The organism is Geomonas oryzae (assembly GCF_004117875.1).
Classification (GTDB): domain Bacteria; phylum Desulfobacterota; class Desulfuromonadia; order Geobacterales; family Geobacteraceae; genus Geomonas; species Geomonas oryzae.
In genome coordinates this window covers 751,086-767,550 of sequence record NZ_RAHW01000001.1, presented here as the reverse complement: position 1 = coordinate 767,550, position 16,465 = coordinate 751,086, and the positions used below count along the sequence as shown (strand labels likewise).

At 62.8% G+C, this 16,465-nt stretch carries 16 protein-coding genes; 4 read left to right on the top strand and 12 right to left on the bottom strand.

From position 1 onward, the window contains the following. Window positions 1-102 precede the first annotated feature (102 nt). The 4 genes from D6Z24_RS03425 to D6Z24_RS03410 form a co-directional block, all read right to left on the bottom strand. On the bottom strand, window positions 103-921 hold the full coding sequence (locus D6Z24_RS03425; RefSeq protein WP_129125130.1) for a flagellin N-terminal helical domain-containing protein: 819 nt from the start codon (window positions 919-921) through the stop codon (window positions 103-105). A gap of 435 nt (window positions 922-1,356) precedes the next feature. Continuing rightward, the gene (locus D6Z24_RS03420) at window positions 1,357-2,082 is read right to left on the bottom strand and encodes a DUF1847 domain-containing protein (protein WP_129125129.1); all 726 of its coding nucleotides are present in this window, start codon (window positions 2,080-2,082) and stop codon (window positions 1,357-1,359) included. 11 nt (window positions 2,083-2,093) lie between these two features. Beyond that, window positions 2,094-2,396, bottom strand: a complete 303-nt coding sequence (locus D6Z24_RS03415) for a DUF2288 domain-containing protein (protein WP_129125128.1) — start codon at window positions 2,394-2,396, stop codon at window positions 2,094-2,096. Between the two features lie 10 nt (window positions 2,397-2,406). Continuing rightward, a complete protein-coding gene (locus tag D6Z24_RS03410) occupies window positions 2,407-3,051 on the bottom strand; it encodes a YceH family protein (RefSeq protein ID WP_129125127.1) in 645 nt (214 codons plus the stop codon). A gap of 251 nt (window positions 3,052-3,302) precedes the next feature. On the opposite strand from D6Z24_RS03410, the gene D6Z24_RS03405 reads away from it, so the two are divergent. Then, window positions 3,303-3,761: a hypothetical protein gene (locus tag D6Z24_RS03405; RefSeq protein ID WP_129125126.1), complete on the top strand. Its 459-nt coding sequence runs from the start codon at window positions 3,303-3,305 to the stop codon at window positions 3,759-3,761. A gap of 97 nt (window positions 3,762-3,858) precedes the next feature. Here D6Z24_RS03405 and D6Z24_RS03400 read toward each other — a convergent pair whose 3' ends face one another. Further along, the gene (locus D6Z24_RS03400; protein WP_129125125.1) at window positions 3,859-4,065 is read right to left on the bottom strand and encodes a MerR family transcriptional regulator; all 207 of its coding nucleotides are present in this window, start codon (window positions 4,063-4,065) and stop codon (window positions 3,859-3,861) included. 216 nt (window positions 4,066-4,281) lie between these two features. On the opposite strand from D6Z24_RS03400, the gene D6Z24_RS03395 reads away from it, so the two are divergent. Continuing rightward, the gene (locus tag D6Z24_RS03395; RefSeq protein ID WP_129125124.1) at window positions 4,282-4,791 is read left to right on the top strand and encodes an FKBP-type peptidyl-prolyl cis-trans isomerase; all 510 of its coding nucleotides are present in this window, start codon (window positions 4,282-4,284) and stop codon (window positions 4,789-4,791) included. Window positions 4,792-4,939: 148 nt separating this feature from the next. Beyond that, complete coding sequence (locus tag D6Z24_RS03390) at window positions 4,940-5,896, top strand: tRNA-dihydrouridine synthase family protein (RefSeq protein ID WP_281275008.1); 957 nt, start codon at window positions 4,940-4,942, stop codon at window positions 5,894-5,896. Between the two features lie 19 nt (window positions 5,897-5,915). On the opposite strand, the gene D6Z24_RS03385 is transcribed toward D6Z24_RS03390, so the two are convergent. Next, complete coding sequence (locus D6Z24_RS03385; RefSeq protein WP_129125122.1) at window positions 5,916-7,166, bottom strand: MFS transporter; 1,251 nt, start codon at window positions 7,164-7,166, stop codon at window positions 5,916-5,918. Window positions 7,167-7,323: 157 nt separating this feature from the next. Here D6Z24_RS03385 and D6Z24_RS03380 point away from each other — a divergent pair, with 157 nt between their 5' ends. Further along, window positions 7,324-8,367 (top strand): GMP reductase, encoded by a 1,044-nt coding sequence (locus tag D6Z24_RS03380; protein WP_129125121.1) that lies wholly within the window; start codon window positions 7,324-7,326, stop codon window positions 8,365-8,367. A gap of 214 nt (window positions 8,368-8,581) precedes the next feature. On the opposite strand, the gene D6Z24_RS03375 is transcribed toward D6Z24_RS03380, so the two are convergent. The 6 genes from D6Z24_RS03375 to D6Z24_RS03350 all read right to left on the bottom strand — a co-directional run bounded on the left by D6Z24_RS03375 (window position 8,582) and on the right by D6Z24_RS03350 (window position 16,453). Then, window positions 8,582-9,043, bottom strand: coding sequence for a DsrE family protein (locus D6Z24_RS03375; RefSeq protein WP_129125120.1), 462 nt, complete (start codon window positions 9,041-9,043; stop codon window positions 8,582-8,584). Between the two features lie 3 nt (window positions 9,044-9,046). Beyond that, window positions 9,047-10,201 carry a MalY/PatB family protein gene (locus D6Z24_RS03370; RefSeq protein ID WP_129125119.1) on the bottom strand — a complete coding sequence of 385 codons (1,155 nt, stop codon included), beginning with the start codon at window positions 10,199-10,201 and terminating at the stop codon, window positions 9,047-9,049. Continuing rightward, window positions 10,198-12,303, bottom strand: coding sequence for a 5-histidylcysteine sulfoxide synthase (gene ovoA / locus D6Z24_RS03365; RefSeq protein WP_129125118.1), 2,106 nt, complete (start codon window positions 12,301-12,303; stop codon window positions 10,198-10,200). The genes D6Z24_RS03370 and ovoA overlap by 4 nt, the downstream gene beginning before the upstream one ends. 220 nt (window positions 12,304-12,523) lie before the next feature. Further along, window positions 12,524-12,940 (bottom strand): type II toxin-antitoxin system HicB family antitoxin, encoded by a 417-nt coding sequence (locus D6Z24_RS03360; protein ID WP_129125117.1) that lies wholly within the window; start codon window positions 12,938-12,940, stop codon window positions 12,524-12,526. 3 nt (window positions 12,941-12,943) lie between these two features. Further along, on the bottom strand, window positions 12,944-13,129 hold the full coding sequence (locus D6Z24_RS03355) for a type II toxin-antitoxin system HicA family toxin (protein WP_129125116.1): 186 nt from the start codon (window positions 13,127-13,129) through the stop codon (window positions 12,944-12,946). 138 nt (window positions 13,130-13,267) lie between these two features. Further along, a complete protein-coding gene (locus tag D6Z24_RS03350; protein ID WP_162605063.1) occupies window positions 13,268-16,453 on the bottom strand; it encodes a PAS domain S-box protein in 3,186 nt (1,061 codons plus the stop codon). Between the last annotated feature and the right edge of the window lie 12 nt (window positions 16,454-16,465).

Genomic DNA, 16,465 nt, shown 5'->3' with positions numbered 1-16,465 from the left:
ATGGGCAAAAGAAAAGCTGCTTGCGAAGGGATTAGAGGGCGAGGCTGGCGGGGGATGAAAGGTCGTTCCGGAGGGGAAGCCCCCTCCGGAACGGGTTGAGGTTTAGAAGAGTTTGAGGACCGACTGCGCCGCCTGTGAAGACATGGAAAGCGAGGTGGTACCCAGGCTCTGACGGGTCTGCAACATCAGCATGTTGGCACCTTCCTGGTTCATATCGGCCAGTGTCAGGTTGTCGGCGCCGGTCTGCAGCGTGTTGATCATCGAGTCCGTGAAATTCTGACGGATGGTGATGACGTTCAGGTTCGCAGCCAGGGTCTGGGTGTTGGTCCTGAGGGTTGAGATCGCGGTGTCCATCTTCGCCTGGTCGGTAGTGATGTTGGCGTTGGTCTGCCAGTTGCTGGTGACGCCACCGAGGCTCAGACCGGTGGAGTTGGCGAGGAAGCCGACTACGTTGAGGCTGGAGCTTGCGTTCTCGTTGAAGTTGACGGTCAGGGTGTTGGTTGAGCTCAGCAGGTTGAGGCCGCGGTACCCGGAGTCCGAGGAGATGTTGTCGATCTGGGACTGGATTGTTGAATACTGGGCTCCCAACGTGGACCTGGTCGTGGTGTCGCTGGTGGAAAGTGCGGATTGCGCGATACCTTTTGCTGCGTTGATCAGGCCGGTGATGGCGGTGATGCCGGCGTTGGCGGCAGAAACGGTCTGCACCGCCTCCGCCATGCCGTCCTTGCGGTCGGCCAAGTCGCTGGCGCGCTGACTGGCGTTCTGCGCCGCAAAGTAGTTGGTCGGGTTGTCGAGTGCGCTATTCACCTGCTTGCCCGAGGAAAGCCTCTCCTGCGTTCTGTTCAGGAGCTTGCTGGTCGATTGCAGGTTGAGTAGGTTGGTCCTCATTCCCGCCGTTAAAGAGATTTCGCTGGTTGACATGGTGTTTCCCCCTTCTGGTTTGGTTCCCGGCTTTCTTGCCGGGTTTTTTGGTGCGGCCGATATGGGGGAGGCTCCTTTCACCATGCATGCCGTCAGATGGGAAAACTTTCCGACGGAAGAGAGGTCACGGGTCACGTGGCGCGGGGTGCAAACGGTAAAACATGTAAAATTTCAGTCTCTTGAGGCGTGCACGACGATCACGCACACCACCAAAGGGAGGGGAATTCGCCGGGGTGAACGATGTGTTTTCTTTAACGCAATCGGCTTCTTCGGAGCGGGAACGACACGCCGGATCATGTCTGAAACGGCCCACAGCCCTTCCCTGTCAAAAAACCGGCACAACGCCCGATGCCCCCACGCGTGGCGCGTCAAAAATTAAAAAGCCCGTCCATCGTCAGGATGAACGGGCTTTGCTGCTTGGTCCTTTCGGGCCGCCTACTCCACCACCATCGGCCCCTTCTGCAGTCTCTTATAGTAGAAATTCTGGCCGTAGAGGACGGCGGCGGGGTTGTGGCCGGTGACGCGGTCTTTGACGACCAGGGTGGTCACCGGGGCCTTCGAATACTTGTTGAAGAGCATGTCGTGCCCGACGCAGAGCCCTACGATGATGTTCATGTCGGTCCCAAGCCCGTTGCAAATCTCGGCCTGGGCGATCGGGTTGCACGCCGGCTCGAAGGTACCCGGACGCACCTTGTCGCTCTCGGCGAGCCCCAGATCATTCTTGTCGATGCTCCCCGCCTTGCAGCAGACGCTGTACGGCGTGACCCCCTGCGCCTTCAGGATGGCGACCAGGCGTTCGCACTCCTCCAGAAGCCCGATGCAGGTGGCGATGCCGATCTTCTGATACCCCATGAGCTTCGCGAAGGCGATGGTGTCCTCGACGCGGGTCCAGCGTGCGTTCACCGCGTCGCTCCCGGGGATGGGCTGGTAGCAAAGCCCCTCGACGCGCGCGGCAACGAAGGCCATCTTCGCGTCCTCCCCTTCCCCTTTCATCAGCTCGAGCGCCTCGGCGATCACCTCGCCGTGCGTCCCGGCGGGGCAGTTCCCCGGGCGCGGCGGGGCTACCGCCGGGTCGCCGCTCCAGCAGTTGGTGGTGCCTTTTTTGTGCCAGACCGCGCTGCAGTGCGAACAGGTGACTCCGGCTCCTTGCTCGTTTTCCATGCCGCCTCCTTCTACCCCTTTGCCGGGGCCGGTTCCTGGATCAAAACATAGGGAGAAATGATCAGGCAGTTGAAGGTCTTCCCCTGCTCCGCGTCCCACATGCGGATCTGCTCGAGAGACGGCTTGGTGAGCAGCGCGGAGGAAAGCCAGCGCTCGACCGTCTTCACATCATCGGCAGCCAACGTGCCTCCCACCTCGGCAAGCTCCAGCAGCGGGTCCACGATGATGACGCCGCCCCGCTCCAGGTGGGCCCTGAGCGACAGCCAGTCGGTGATGTCCACCTTCGTGGCGAGCTCTTCCTTGGAAACAGTCATGACAGCACTCCTATTCGAAAGATTTCCTGAATTCATCCATGGCCAGGCGCAGGGCCGCCACTTCCTCGCGCAGATCGGCCACCTCCTGTTCCAGTTTGGCGATCCTGTCGTCGCCCCCGCCGCTACGCGGGGCTTCCGGCGCCGCCGCTTCGCTGAGATCGGGCTCTCCGGCGAAGAGCTGACAGTAGCGCGACTCCTTGCGGCCGGGCTGGCGCGGCAGGCGAACCACCAGGGAAGGGGTCCGGTCCATGAGATCCTGCAGCACGCTTTCCACCTCGGCCAGGTCCGCGAAGGGATGCATCCGCTCGCCACGGGTCCTCAGCTCCCCGACGGTCTGCGGCCCGCGCAGCATCAGCTCGCACAGCACGGAGAGCTCCGCCGGGGAGAAGCGGAACTTCTCCACCAGGGTGTGACGGTACTTCGCGACGCGCCCGCCGGTGCCCGAGAGGAGGGCGAACTGCTTGAAACGGAGCGAGTCGAGGGCGCCGGTCACCTCGGCCTCGTCGAGGTTCAGCACCGGGTCGCGGTTCGACTTCTGGTTGCAGGCGTTCACCAGTGCGTTCAGGGAGAGGGGGTAGTATTCCGGGGTGGTGAGCTCTTTCTCGATAAGGGAACCCAGCACCCGCAGTTCGATTCCGTTCAGCGTCACATCCATTAAAGCTCCTCCTATTGCGCCATCTCGACGGGGAGCACGGGCTCCACAAAGTCGCCAATAGAACAGGATACGCCTGTCCGCAGACGCCCCCGCGGCGCGAAGTCGCTACAACTTACTAGATTCCACGTGGCGGTTCAATGCAAAAAGATGGTCGCGTGCCCGTCAGACTGGAAACTTGTAAAACAGGATTTTATTTGTTATGTTATTGCAAGCTGAGGCTGCAGCAGGCAACACCTACCAAAGGAGACGAAATGCCGGCTATCCTGGACCAGAAGAAGATCAACAAGACCGTAAAGATATTCGCCGTGGCGCAGTTCGGGCTTATCGCGCTGCTGGTGTACACCGCGGTGAAGTTCCAGCACCATCTGCTTGCCGTGGGGAGAGGGTATCGGTTCATGAACGGCGTGGTAGCCGCGTTCGTGATCGAGCTCCTGCTTTTCTACCCGATCTACCGCTTTGCGGCCAAGGAGGCCGAGCGCGATTTCTCGCTGATCGACAGGGAACTGAGCGACCGGGAGGCCAAGGAGTTCGCCAAAAAGAAACGCTGGGCCGACATCACCAAGATCTCCACCCTGGGCTTCTACTTCATCTTCTCGCTGGCCGCGCCTGCGGATCCCTTCATCCTGAGCATCATCATTTACAGCTTCCTGCTCACCATACTCACCTACCTGCAGTGCTACAGCTTCGCAGTGAAGAAGCTCAGCAAGTGATACAACCAGACAGTTGGAGATTGAGTAGAGACACATAGGACGGCGATTTCCTCCCGGGAGCAGGCTTGGCTCTCCCGGGAGATACGCGCAGATGGGTTTATTTCTTGGATTCCGCGGATTTCGAAGGGACCTGAGCGGTCCGTTCCTTGGGCAGCCCCAGCCACTCTTCGAAGCTCTCATGGCCGGAGGGGTTCTCTCTTTCAAACAGGGTATGCCAGTGCCCGAGCAGGTTATCGTCGACGCCCAGGGCTCTGAACCTGGAGTTGCGCTCTTCAACCGTCACTTTCTTCCTCGGTTCCGTCATGGCCGGTCCTCCTTCCCCCCTTTATTCAATGATTTCACATTGCCCATCACCCTGTAAAGCCCCGCGTATGCCTTCATGCGAGTGACGCCGAGTGCGGGACATTCGAGAAAAAAGGAGGCCGCGAGAGATTTTACTGGACGAGCGGGGGGCGTCCCACGTAACATCCCCCTGAACAGCCACGGGCTAGATATCAACCCCACAGAAGGAACAAATTAAATGGCATTTGCAAAAAAAGGCGACAAAGTTCTCATCAATTACACCGCAAGCCTGGAAGACGGTTCCGTCTTCGACACCACCATCAAGGAAGCCGGCTGCTGCGAAGACGACGACTGCGGCTGCGATGATGACTGCGGTTGCGACGACGACGGCTGCGGCTGCCACGAGACCGGTCCGCTCTCCATCACCATCGGCAACGAGGACTTCTTCCCGCAGATCGAGGAGGCCCTGGTAGGCATGGCTCCCGGCGAGAAGAAAACCATCGTGATCCCGGCTGCCGACGCTTTCGGCGAGTACGACGAGGACGAGGTCTTCGCCATCAGCCGCGAGCAGCTGACCGGCGACATCGTCCCGGAAGTAGGCATGGAGCTGGAGCTCACCGGTGAGGACGACGAACCGGTAGAGGTGGTCGTGGTCGAGGTGAACGAGAGCGCCATCGTGGTCGACGCGAACCACCCGCTGGCCGGCGAGGACATCACCTACGAAATCGAACTGCTCGAAATAGCTTAGATACCAGAAGAAGGAAGACCGGGAGGGGGATCAACCGTCGCGCAAGCGATCGGGAAGTCCCCCTTCCGGTCCCTCGTAAGATACCCCCTCGATGAACATGCCGACGTCAGAAGCAAGCATTCCAACCTCCCAACCGCAAACGAAGCACGTGCTCCCCTGGAACGCCGGGGAAAAGCCGCTCATGCTCGCGCCGATGCAGGGGCTCACCAACCGCGCCCTGCGCGAGGCGTTCACCACCTGGGTGCGCCCGGACGTGGTGTGGACGGAATTCATGCGGGTGAACTCCCAGTCCGAGAAAAAGCTCCTCATGCCGGGGGACCTGCGCGAGATAGCCCCTGAGGAAAACGGCGTGCCGCTCGTGGTGCAGCTGATCGGGCACGGGCGCGACGCGCTGGTCGCCGCAGCCAGGACGGCGCAGAACGCGGGGGCGGTGCACATCAACCTGAACATGGGATGCCCGTACGGCCGCATGACCAGCGGGCTGACCGGTGGGGGGATGCTGAAGCGCCCGGAGCTTCTAGAGGAGATCATCCCGGCGCTGCGGGAGACCATCCACGGCTCCTTCTCGGTGAAGATCCGCGCGGGCTACGAAGATCCCCGGCAGATCTTCTCGCTTCTTCCGCTCTTCGAAAGGGCGCGCGTCGACTTCCTCGTGCTGCATCCGCGCACGGTGCGCCAGGCGTACGAGGGGCTGGCCGACCACGCCATCACCGCCGAGGTGATCAGGGAGACTTCCATCCCGGTCATCGCCAACGGCGACATCAGGAGCACCGCTTTCGGCCTTAGGCTTCTACAGGAGACCGGTGCCGCCGGGCTCATGCTAGGACGCGGCGGCGTCGGTGAGCCGATGCTCTTCGAGAGGCTGCGCGGTCGTGCCGCAGCCGAGCCGGACCACGCGGAGCGGCGCGCCATGCTGCACCGCTTCCTGAGCGACCTCCTGCCCCGCTATTGCGCGCTCTTCTGCGGCGACATGCAGGTGCTCGGGAAGATCAAGGGGGTCGTCTCCCAGGTGGAGGACCCGGAACTCGAACGCGAGCTGAAGCAGCTCACCCGCGCCAAGAACCTGAACGCCTTCCGGGCCGCCATGGAAGCCCTCGCCGGTTAACCCTCCCCCTGCCTTTTATTTATTTTTCCCAGTAATCCCTTGCGAAGAAGAACATGGCCGCGGCCAGCGCCTGAACGCCGACCGGGAAAAGGAATGCCGAGTGGAAGGCCTGCGCCGTCGCTTCCGGCGTCGTCTTCCCGACCGCATCGATGATCCCCCCCATGATCTGCTGCACGGACGCCGCACCTAGCAGCACGAACAGGTTGATCGAGGTGAGGGCGGTGCCGACGATGGAGACCGGGAACATGGAACGGTTGATGGGGTAGATCATGACGCCGCTCGAAACGGCAAGCCCGAGGCAGAGGAAGAATACGGCCAGAAGCGGCATGGAGAGATGGTCGAGCGGCCCCTGGAAGGCCGTCATCAGGATGAGCAGGATGATCTGTCCGCCGAGAAAGGTCTTCTTGTAGGAACGGACCAGCTTCCGGGCGATGCTGTCGATGACGAGGCTGCCGCAGATGAAGCCGATCGAGGTGCACATGAGCATCCGCCCCGTCTCTTCCCGTGTAAGCTTCAACACCTCCATCAGGTAGGGACCGCCCCAAAGCCCCTGCACCGCGAGATAGCAGCCGTACCAGGCGAAGGCGAGCCCGGCCAGGAGCCAGAAGTCCCAGTTGCTCGTGATCCGCTTCCACGCCTCCAGCATCCCCATCGCGGCGGGCGCAGGCTCGCTCGCCGCCCCCTCTCCAACAGTCGTCGGGCGGTCCTTTACCACCAGGAAAACGAGCAGCGTCGCTACCGCCTGCATCACGCCGACGGTCAGAAACGAGTTGCGCCAGCCGATCCAGGAAACCGCCAGGGCAAGCGGCGCCGTTCCAGCCAGGTTCCCCATGTTCCCCACCGCGACCATGAGGCCCGACGCCTTGCCGAACTCCTGCTTGGTGAACCAGTGGCTGAAGAGGCTGAAAGTCGCCATGAGCACCGACGCGGTCCCGAGCCCGATGAGTATGCGCGCGACGAGCGCCTGTCCCATGCCGGACGCCTGCGAGAAGAGGATCCCGCCGACGGCGGTCAGCACGCCGCAGCCGCTGATCACAACGCGGCTCCCCAGCCGGTCGATCATAGGTCCCAGCGGAATCTGGGCCGCGGCATAGACATAGAAGAGGATGCTTGAGAGGGAACCTAGCTCGGCGGGTGTCAGCCTGAGGTCACGCGCGACGTCCTTGGCAACCACCGCGAGCGAGACGCGGTAGAAGTAAACGAGGATGTAGATCAGTGCAAGAATGCCAAAGATGATCCAGCGCTGACGGCGCTGACGGTGATCGAGCATGCGTAGTCCCCCCGGCGGCACTCTATCACACGCCCCCGCCAAACTCAACCAACCCGGCGAAATCACACGTTCCTTGTGCTCGACCCTTTTTACTGTACTCTCTTAACTGCTCCGACACAGGACGGGGTGAATCTAACACAGTACCGGAGGCGTCCAGATGTTTCTCGAGAGCGACGTAAAACTTGGATTCAGCGACGTGCTGATCAGACCGAAGCGCTCGAACCTGAAAAGCAGGTCGCAGGTCGATCTGCAGCGGCACTTCAGGTTCCTGCACAGCAAATACGACTGGACCGGGGTCCCGGTCATCGCCGCCAACATGGACACCACCGGCACCTTCGAGGTGGCGGACCGGCTGGCGGAACACGGGATGCTGACCGCGCTGCACAAGCACTACACCATCGCCCAGTGGGACGCCTGGCTCGAGAACCACAACCACGGCGACGACATCTACAACCGCATCATGGTGAGCACCGGCACCTCGGATGCCGATTTCGACAAGTTCTCCACCATCATCGCAAACCATCCGAAGCTGCAGTTCATCTGCATCGACGTCGCCAACGGCTATGCCGAGAGCTTCGTTGAGTTCGTGCAGCGGGTGCGCGACGCCTTCCAGGACAAGACCATCGTGGCGGGCAACGTGGTCACCGGCGAGATGGTCGAGGAGTTCCTCCTCTCGGGGGCCGACATCGTGAAGGTCGGCATCGGCCCCGGCTCGGTCTGCACCACGCGGGTCAAGGCGGGCGTCGGATATCCGCAGCTCTCCGCGGTGATCGAGTGCGCCGACGCGGCGCACGGTCTGGGGGGGAGGATCATCTCGGACGGCGGCTGCACCTGCCCCGGCGACGTCGCCAAGGCGTTCGGGGGAGGGGCCGATTTCGTGATGCTCGGCGGGATGTTCGCAGGCCACGACGAGAGCGGCGGCCAGGTGGTGGAGCGCGGAGGGCGGCAGTTCAAGCTTTTCTACGGCATGAGTTCGGCGACTGCGATGGACAAGCATTCCGGCGGCGTCGCCCATTACCGGGCATCCGAGGGGAAGACGGTGGAAGTCCCCTACCGGGGACCGATCGACGAGACGGTGCGCGACATACTGGGCGGGGTGCGTTCCGCCTGCACCTACGTCGGTGCTGGGGCGCTCAAGGAGCTTACCAAGCGGACGACCTTCATCCGGGTGCAGGAACAGGAAAACAGGATCTTCGGGTAACTCGGATAGGTTCATGCGGGAATTCGGCGGCGCCTTTAGAGATCGTTCCTACGGTCCTCCGTGGGAACGATGCAACCACCTCCCCTCTCCCTTCGGGAGAGGGCCAGGGTGAAGGCGTCGGCAGCTGCTATTACTCACTTCGAGGCAACGCCCTCACCCGCCCTCCGGGCACCCTCTCCCGGGGGGAGAGGGGACCTGGGGGACCGAACCCGCATCAATTGAGGGTGATCACCGCGTACCCCTTGTTCTGGTAGCCGATCAGCGAAGTGAGCCCGTTCCCCACCAGCTTCACCTCCGGGATCAACTGCGATGGGTCGGCCTTGAAGACCCGCACAGCCACCGCGCAGACCTCGAAACGCACCCCCTTTTTCTTCAGCCCCCTGATCAGCTCCAGCGCCTCCTTGTCGATCACGGAGGACATCAGCAGTTTCACACCCGGTCCGCGGAAGGAAACCACCATCTCCGGACGCACCCCCTGGGCCGTCATCCCTTCCAGCGTCTCGGCAAGGAGCTCCAGGTTGAAAACGAGCCTCTCCAGGTCCGGAACCCGGACATCGAAGATGACCCGCGCGCTCGTAAGCCCGGAAAGCGCCTCGTGGTCGTCAGGCTTGGGCGCCGCCTGCGACACTCCCGCGAACAGCAGCAAAAACAAAAGCGGCAGCAACCGTTTCAGCATACGTCACCTCCCGGGCACCCCCTGAAGGGCCACCCTCATGCGCCTGAGCGCCTCCCGCAAGAGTTCCCGACGGCAACCGAAGTTCAGCCTCACGTATCCGGGAAGCCCGAAGTCGCTCCCCCCGGAGAGCCCGACGCCAGCATCCTCGAAGAAGACCACGGGATCCTCGATGCCGGTGGACCTCACGTCGATCCAGGAAAGGTAGGTGGCCTCCACTCGCGCCACCGGTAGGCCCAGTGCGGTCATCTCCCGTTCCACGAGATCGCGGTTCTCGCGCAGGTAATCGACCAGTTCCCGGCGCCACGGCTCGCCGTGCCGGTAGGCCGCCTCGGCCGCGGTGTAACCCAGGAGGTTCACGTGCGGGACGATGCGCCCCATCGCCTTCCTGAAGGCGCGACGGAGGGTGTCGTCCGAGATCACGGCGAAGGAGCAGCCAAGCCCCGGGACGTTGTAGGTCTTGCTCGGCGCCATGAGCGTGATGGTGCGCCGGCTCGTCTCCGGGGAAAGGGTGGCGATGGGGATGTGGGCGACCCCGGGCTCGAGGACCAGCCCGGCGTGGATCTCGTCGCTGCAGATCACCATACCGTGGCGCGCGGCGAAGGCATCCAGCGCCGCCAGCTCGTCACGGCTCCAGACCCGTCCCACCGGGTTGTGCGGGCTGCACAGAAGGAGCTGGCGCGTCCTCGGGGTGACCGCCGCCTCGAGGGCGGCCAGGTCGAGGCCCCAGCGCCCGTCCTCGCAGACAAGCGGCACTTTGATCACGTTTCTTCCCGAGAGGGGCGGGGCCGACATGAAGGGGGGATAGACCGGGGTGAAGGTGACCACGTCGTCACCCGGCTCCCCCACGGCGCGGCAGGAGACGTTAAGGCCGGTGACGAGACCCGGCAGCCAGGTGATCCACTCCTTTTGGACCTGCCAGTTGTACTCCGCCTCAAGCGAGTCGATCACCGCAGCCGCGAGCCCCGCCGGGGGAGCGGTATAGCCGAAGACGCCGTGGCTCACCCGCTCGTGCAGCGCCTCGATGACCGGCGGAGGCGAGCGGAAATCCACGTCCGCCACCCAGAGCGGGATGATGTCCCGCCCCTCGTACTTGTCCCACTTCTCGCTCGCGGTGCCGCGCCGGTCGATGATCTCGTCGAAATCGAAGTTACCCGTCATTTAAGCTCCCATACGGTTAGTTGTGCGATGCTGTGCTGGAACTTCCTGCGTGTCTCCCGTATCACGAAGGGGACGTCGCGCGGCTCGCCCAGCATCCGGAAATGCGGCTCGAGCTCGGCCTTGAGCCCGTCCAGGGTCCAAACCGGCTCACCGGCCTCGCGGTACCCCCCGAGCCACTCCTCCTTCTTCGTGTACTCCTCGAGCCAAGTGTAAGGGGAGGCGAGGACCAGGAGGCCGCCCGGGTTAAGCCTGCTGCGGATTCCCGCGAGGAAGCGGCGCGGCGAGTAGAGACGGTCCAAAACGTTGGCCGCCAGCACGAGGTCGTAGCCGGTGAACTTATCGGGGAGGTTGCAGGCATCCCCCTGGAAGAAGATCACCCGGTCCCGCACCCCGGCAAGCCCCAGTTCCTCCAGGCCAAGCTCATGGTAGGAGACGATGTCCCCCTCCTCCGGCAGCGCGTAACGCAGGTACCCCTCCTCCTGCATCCGGGCCGCGAGCCTGAAGAAACGGCTGGAGAAGTCGATCCCTGTCACGTGGCCGAAGCCGCGCGCGAGCTCGAAACTCGCGCGCCCCACGGCGCAGCCGAGATCAAGGGCGTGGCCCGTCGTGCGCCCCGAGGCAAACTCCAGGCAGATCTCGGCGCAGGCTTTAGGGAAGTTGGGCACCCCGAAGTGCTCCGCCCCGTAGTGGGCGTCGCAGTACTGGGCCGCCAGCGTGTCCGTCTCGTAGGGGGCTTCGTGCAGCTCGATTGCGTGCGCGCTCTCCACGTAGCGGAAGCCCGCATGCTGGAAGAAGTGGCGCCGGAAGGCGTAGCGCGACTCGCGGGTCGCCTCGTTGCCGGTGGAGATCCAGGAACCTCCCTTGATCAGGTTGTGGCGCGTGTCGAAAGTCGGCGTCGAGAAATCGTCGTACCAGGGATGGATCCTGAAGCCGTGGAAGGCGTAGATGGGGGTCTCGGTCCACTGCCAGACGTTGCCGATGATATCGTAGAACGCGTCGAAACGGAAGCGGTCCACCGGGCAGGAAGAGGCCCAGTATGCGAGACTGATGTTGCCCGGCGCCTCGCCCCACCCCTGCGGGTCTTCGATCCCCGCCAGATCGTACATGCGATACCACTCGTCCTCGCTCGGCAGGCGGATCGCCTTGCCGGTCTTTGCCGCGAGCCAGTTGCAAAACGCCTTCGCCTCCAGGTAGTTCACCTCGACGGGCCAGTTCCAGGGGAGGTCGATCTCCTCTGCCATGGTGCGCAGTCCCCACCCCTCCCCGCGCTTCACCCAGAAAAGCGGATGCCCGGCGTTACGGAAGGTGCGCCAGCGCCACCCCTCCTCGGTCCACCAGCGCTCCTCGCCGTACCCTCCCCCCTCGACGAAGGCGAGGAACTCCCGGTTGGAGACCAGGTATTTCGAGGCGGCGAAGCCGCCGACCTCCGCCTCGTGGCGCCCGTACTCGTTGTCCCAGCCGTAGAGCGGGTGCCCCTCCTCTTTCCCCAGCACCACCTTTCCGCCCGGCACCGGGATAAGCTCGTTCACCGGCGCCTCGCCGGCGTCGCGGCAGATATCCCAGAAGTCGAGCCGGCGCACCCGGTCGAAGGGGAGCTGGCGGATAAGCACCGAGGAGGTCTCCAGGTGGATGCGTTCGTGCTCGATTCCCATCATGATGGCCCAGAAGGGGCTTTCCCAGGTGACGGGGAGGGTGAGCGGCAAGGTGGCGATGAGCCCCGCCACGAGTTCGCGCACCTGGTCGCGGTACGCCTTCACCTCGTCGCGGGTCGGCCAGTCGTAGTGCGCCTCGTTCAGGTCGTCCCAGGACATCTCGTCGACGCCGACGGCGAAGAGCGCCTCGAAGCGCGGGTTGATGCGCTTCTCGATGACGCGCGCGATGACGAGTTTGTTGATGAAGAAGGTCGCGGTGTGTCCGAAATAGAAAATGAGCGGGTGACGCAGCCGGTCCGGCCTCAGATAGAAGGCGCCGTCGTCGTTGAGCGTGTCATAGAGGAGTTCGTCAATGGAAAAGGTCGCGTGGAAATACTCAAGGATCTCCGCCCGCTTTTGTTCCGGGTCCCCGTCGTTCAGTACAACCGAGTGTGTTTTCTTCAGATCCATCTCAGCCCTCGCAGTTTATGGTCATAGCCGTATTTCTTTGAGAAGAAAGTTACCGTTAGAATAGTACCAGAACTTTCCCCTCAGGCATGACACAGGCAGGTGAAGGGGCGCAAAGAGTGGCCGACAGGTCGGGGTAAGATCGAGGCGGGATGCCGAACGTTGGCGGAGTCAGGCACGAACAGCTTCTGAAAAAAGAGGAGAGTGAACCGGCAAGGCGCGATCAGACGAAACCGAGCTCCACGCGCCTGCCGAAGACCTTCGCGATTTTCTCCAGCGTCTTTATGGTGGGGTTCGCCTTGCGGGGATTTTCCAGACGCTGGTACACCTGGTAGGCGATGTTCAACTGCCTGGCGATCTCCATCTGGGAGCGGCCCGCCCGCAGTGTCCTCAGCATGATGGCAACGGCGATGTGCGGCGCCACGGGAACCTGATACACGTTCTTGCCGACGATGCGTGACGGCTCGGGGATCTTGAAATTGCGTTCGAAGTCGGATTCAAGGCAACCGTTAAGCGCCTCTTCGGCGTTCAGCAATGCTTCTTCTGTCGTCAGGCCGTACGTGATCACGTTCTCGAAGTCTGGGAACGTCACCAGATAGCCGTCGGTATCCTTCTTTATGCGGGCCGCGTATGAAAGCATCGTCTACCCCTTTATCCCCGCCTGCCTCAGAATCGCGTGCACCAGTCCCTTGGGCAAATCCGCGTTGCCGTGGACCGGAACGGGGATCGAGCGTCGGTCTTCCTTTATCATGATGTGGTGGCTGCCCGAAATGCGGTCCAGTTGCCATCCCGATTCAAGCAGCAGCTTTTTAAGCTGTTTTCCGGTCATCCGGATGATATACAACTTATAAGGTGCATGTCAACGGCGGCTTTTAAATTGTAAAAGGCGTCACCGGTCCGCGGTGACGCCTTTTCTGTTACAGCTTCGACACGTAATCGCTCTGGAGGTGTCCGCGATGCGACGGGATTAGCGGCGGGCGGCATCCGTGACGGCATTCTCGATGCCGGCAAGGAACTGCTCCGAGGTGAAGGGCTTCGGGATGAAACTGACGCGATCGTGCTGTTGCGGGTTGTGCACCTCGACGTCGAAGGTGTAGCCGGAGATGTACAGTACCGGCAGGTCAGGGATGCCCGCCGTAAGACGCTCGTAAAGCTCGGGACCGCTCATCTCCGGCATGACCACGTCGGTTACCAGCAGGTCGATGGCAGTTCCCGGCTGGCCGGCTATCTGTTGCGCCCTAGAAGGCGTCTCGGCAACCAAAACCCGGTACCCCGACGCTTGCAGGAGCTCCACGGCCATCTCGCGGATCGCCTCGTTGTCGTCGACGACGAGGATGGTGGCGCGGTTGTCCTTACTTTCGACCTTCCGGGCAGCCTCCACGGCCGGCACCCCAGCAGCCGCCTCGGCGGCGCAGGCGGGGAAGTAGACCAGGAACGAGGAGCCCTGCCCCGCCCTGCTCTTCACTTTGATGCAACCGTTGTGCTGCTTTACGATGCCGTAGACCGTGGCGAGCCCGAGCCCCGTCCCCTCGCCCACCGGCTTCGTGGTGTAGAAAGGTTCGAAGATGTGCTGCAGCACTTCCTCCCTCATCCCGCAGCCGTTGTCGGTGAAGGAAAGGAGAACGTGGGGACCCGGCTTGGTCCCCGGGTTCACCCTCACGAACTCGTCGTCCAGGAGCACGTTCCCGGTCTCGATCACGATGGTCCCGTTCCCTTTTATGGCGTCCTGGGCGTTCACGGCAAAGTTGATCAGGACCTGCTCCACCTGCCCCCGGTCCGCGAAGATCCAGGCGCCGAAGTCGGTCAGGTTGGTTCTGATCTCGATGTTCGCCCTGATGGTGCGCTGCATCAGATCGAGCAGCGCCCGGATCACCTCGTTCAGTTCGATGACCTCCATGTTGAGCCGCTGCTTGCGCCCGAACGATAAAAGCTTCTTCGTCAGGTCGGCCGCCTTGTGCGCCGAGGAGAGGATCCCTTCCAGCTTCTTGCAGTTGGGATCGTCGGCCGCCATGCTCTTCCTGGCGATGTCGGCGTAGACGAAGATCGGGGTGAGCAGGTTGTTGAAGTCGTGGGCGAGCCCCCCCGCCAACTGCCCGATCGCCTCGATTTTCTGCATCTGCCTCATCTGTTCTTCGAGCCGGAAGCGGCTCTCATCGCTGCGCACCCGGCCGATGGCGATGCTCGCCATGTGCGCCGCCGACTCGATGAGCGCAAGCTCGGCATCGCCGGGGCTGCGGCAGCTCCGGTAGTAGACAGCGAAGGTGCCGAGGAGCTCCCCGTCCACCGACAGCACCGGCTCCGACCAGCAGGCCTTGAGCCCCGCGTCAAACGCAGGCTGGAATCCCTTCCAATAGGGATGGGTCTCCAGGTCATCGACGATCACCCGCCGCTTCAGAAATGCCGCGGTCCCGCACGATCCCATCCCCTCCCTGATCCTGATCCCGTTCACCGCCCGGTTGTACTCGGCCGGGAGACTCGGTGCCGCGCCGTGCATGAGCTGCGTCCCCTCTTCGTTGGCGAGAAGCACCGAGCAGAGGGCGCCCGGGCTCTCCTGTTCCACGAAGCCGACGATGCAGACCAGAAGTTCTTCCAGACTCGCCCCGGTCGCCATCAGCTCCAGGATCTTGAGCCTGGTGCTCTCGCGGCGCTCCACGAGTTTTCGCTTGGAGATGTCGCGCACGACGCTTAAGATCGCGGGGCGTCCCAGGTAATCGATGAGCCGGCTGCTCACCTCGATGGGGACCGCCGCGCCGTCCTTGGTCCGGTGCTCCGACTCGTACAGGGCGCGTCCTTCCTGCTTTAGCGCGGCCAGGCGCTCCGGGAGCTTCTCGCCCTGATGCGGTGCGTTGATCTCGTTCAGGGTGAGTTCCATGAACTCGTCGTGGCTGTAACCCATCCGGTCGCAGGCCGACTGGTTCACCTCCAGGATACGAAAATCGAAGTCGTGGATGTAGATGGCGTCGCCTGCGCTGTTGAACAGGAGCCGGAACCGCTCCTCGGTGAACTGCAGCTCGCGCTCGAGCCGCCTTCTCCGCTCGTTGTTGAAATAGAGGGCCGCGAGCGCGGAAACCACGAAGAGAGCGAAGATCGCACCGGTCCAGAAGGCCGTCTTGTTGACCGCGTAGAAGGAGACCGGCTCGTTGATGAGAAGCGACCCCGGAGGGAGCTTGCGCCGGTCGATGTCCCAGCGGCGCAGCACGGTGTCGTCGAACATGGGACGGGAAAGTGAGCCGGTGATGACCGGGATGGTCGACGGGTTTTCACCCGAAAGGACCCTCACCGCAAGCTCAGCCGCCTTCTCCCCCTGGCTCCTCCCCTCCATCATCATGCCGCCGACCACGCCGTATCCCAGCTGCGCGGCATGCACGGCGTAGACCGGCACCGGGCTCACCGCGGTTACTATGCGCGCGGCCTCGGCCTGGGTGAAGGAACGCCCGGTGCTCTTGTCCATGGTGTAGGAGAGCATCAAAACGAGCGCGTCGGGGGAAAGCCCCTTCAACTGCTGGGCCGCCTGTTCCAACGGCAGGTCGCCCAGGAAGCGGAAGGTGGTGTTGGGAAACTTCGCAGACGACGAGACCAGTTCGTGGCGCATGGCGCGGCCGGTATCGGAGTAGTCGCTTACTACGACCACCTCTTTTGTCCCGGGATGCAGGCGCAGCGCCAGGGCAACCGTCCCGATCATGTCGTGGTACTCCGCCACTCCGGTGACTTTCGACTGTCCGGCGACCATCTCCGGCTCGTAGTCGTTGATGCCGCAGAACACCAGGGGGACGTCGGGGAAGAGGCGCTCCCGGTAGCGCAGGGCAAACTCGAGGGCGGCGTTGTCGAGAGCAACCACCACGTCGAACCTGATGCCGCGATGCTTTATGGAAAAAAGGTTGGCGAGTTCCGGGAAGTGCCGCTTGTCAGGGAACTTCTTGGTATCGAGGTGCTCGACCAGCATCTCCATGCGGGGCAGCTTCTTGAGCAGCGTCGCCCGCAGCCCGCGCATTTCGTCGTCGGACCAGTCGTACCCGTAGTTGTAGGAGTTGATGACCAGCAGGTGGGGCACCGTGGACTGGGCGCAAAGCGGCGACGCGGTGAGCAGCAGCGCCAAAAGGCACCAGCCCAGCCACCACCGGACGCCGATAAGATGTGCAAGTTTGCTACGCATCGCGACCTCTGG

Bases quoted from the DNA above. Each gene is read 5' to 3' on its own strand.
- D6Z24_RS03425 (WP_129125130.1), bottom strand. From the start codon at position 921: ATGTCAACCAGCGAAATCTCTTTAACGGCGGGAATGAGGACCAACCTA.
- D6Z24_RS03420 (WP_129125129.1), bottom strand. From the start codon at position 2,082: ATGGAAAACGAGCAAGGAGCCGGAGTCACCTGTTCGCACTGCAGCGCG.
- D6Z24_RS03415 (WP_129125128.1), bottom strand. From the start codon at position 2,396: ATGACTGTTTCCAAGGAAGAGCTCGCCACGAAGGTGGACATCACCGAC.
- D6Z24_RS03410 (WP_129125127.1), bottom strand. From the start codon at position 3,051: ATGGATGTGACGCTGAACGGAATCGAACTGCGGGTGCTGGGTTCCCTT.
- D6Z24_RS03405 (WP_129125126.1), top strand. From the start codon at position 3,303: ATGCCGGCTATCCTGGACCAGAAGAAGATCAACAAGACCGTAAAGATA.
- D6Z24_RS03400 (WP_129125125.1), bottom strand. From the start codon at position 4,065: ATGACGGAACCGAGGAAGAAAGTGACGGTTGAAGAGCGCAACTCCAGG.
- D6Z24_RS03395 (WP_129125124.1), top strand. From the start codon at position 4,282: ATGGCATTTGCAAAAAAAGGCGACAAAGTTCTCATCAATTACACCGCA.
- D6Z24_RS03385 (WP_129125122.1), bottom strand. From the start codon at position 7,166: ATGCTCGATCACCGTCAGCGCCGTCAGCGCTGGATCATCTTTGGCATT.
- D6Z24_RS03380 (WP_129125121.1), top strand. From the start codon at position 7,324: ATGTTTCTCGAGAGCGACGTAAAACTTGGATTCAGCGACGTGCTGATC.
- D6Z24_RS03375 (WP_129125120.1), bottom strand. From the start codon at position 9,043: ATGCTGAAACGGTTGCTGCCGCTTTTGTTTTTGCTGCTGTTCGCGGGA.
- D6Z24_RS03370 (WP_129125119.1), bottom strand. From the start codon at position 10,201: ATGACGGGTAACTTCGATTTCGACGAGATCATCGACCGGCGCGGCACC.
- ovoA (WP_129125118.1), bottom strand. From the start codon at position 12,303: ATGGATCTGAAGAAAACACACTCGGTTGTACTGAACGACGGGGACCCG.
- D6Z24_RS03360 (WP_129125117.1), bottom strand. From the start codon at position 12,940: ATGCTTTCATACGCGGCCCGCATAAAGAAGGATACCGACGGCTATCTG.
- D6Z24_RS03355 (WP_129125116.1), bottom strand. From the start codon at position 13,129: ATGACCGGAAAACAGCTTAAAAAGCTGCTGCTTGAATCGGGATGGCAA.
- D6Z24_RS03350 (WP_162605063.1), bottom strand. From the start codon at position 16,453: ATGCGTAGCAAACTTGCACATCTTATCGGCGTCCGGTGGTGGCTGGGC.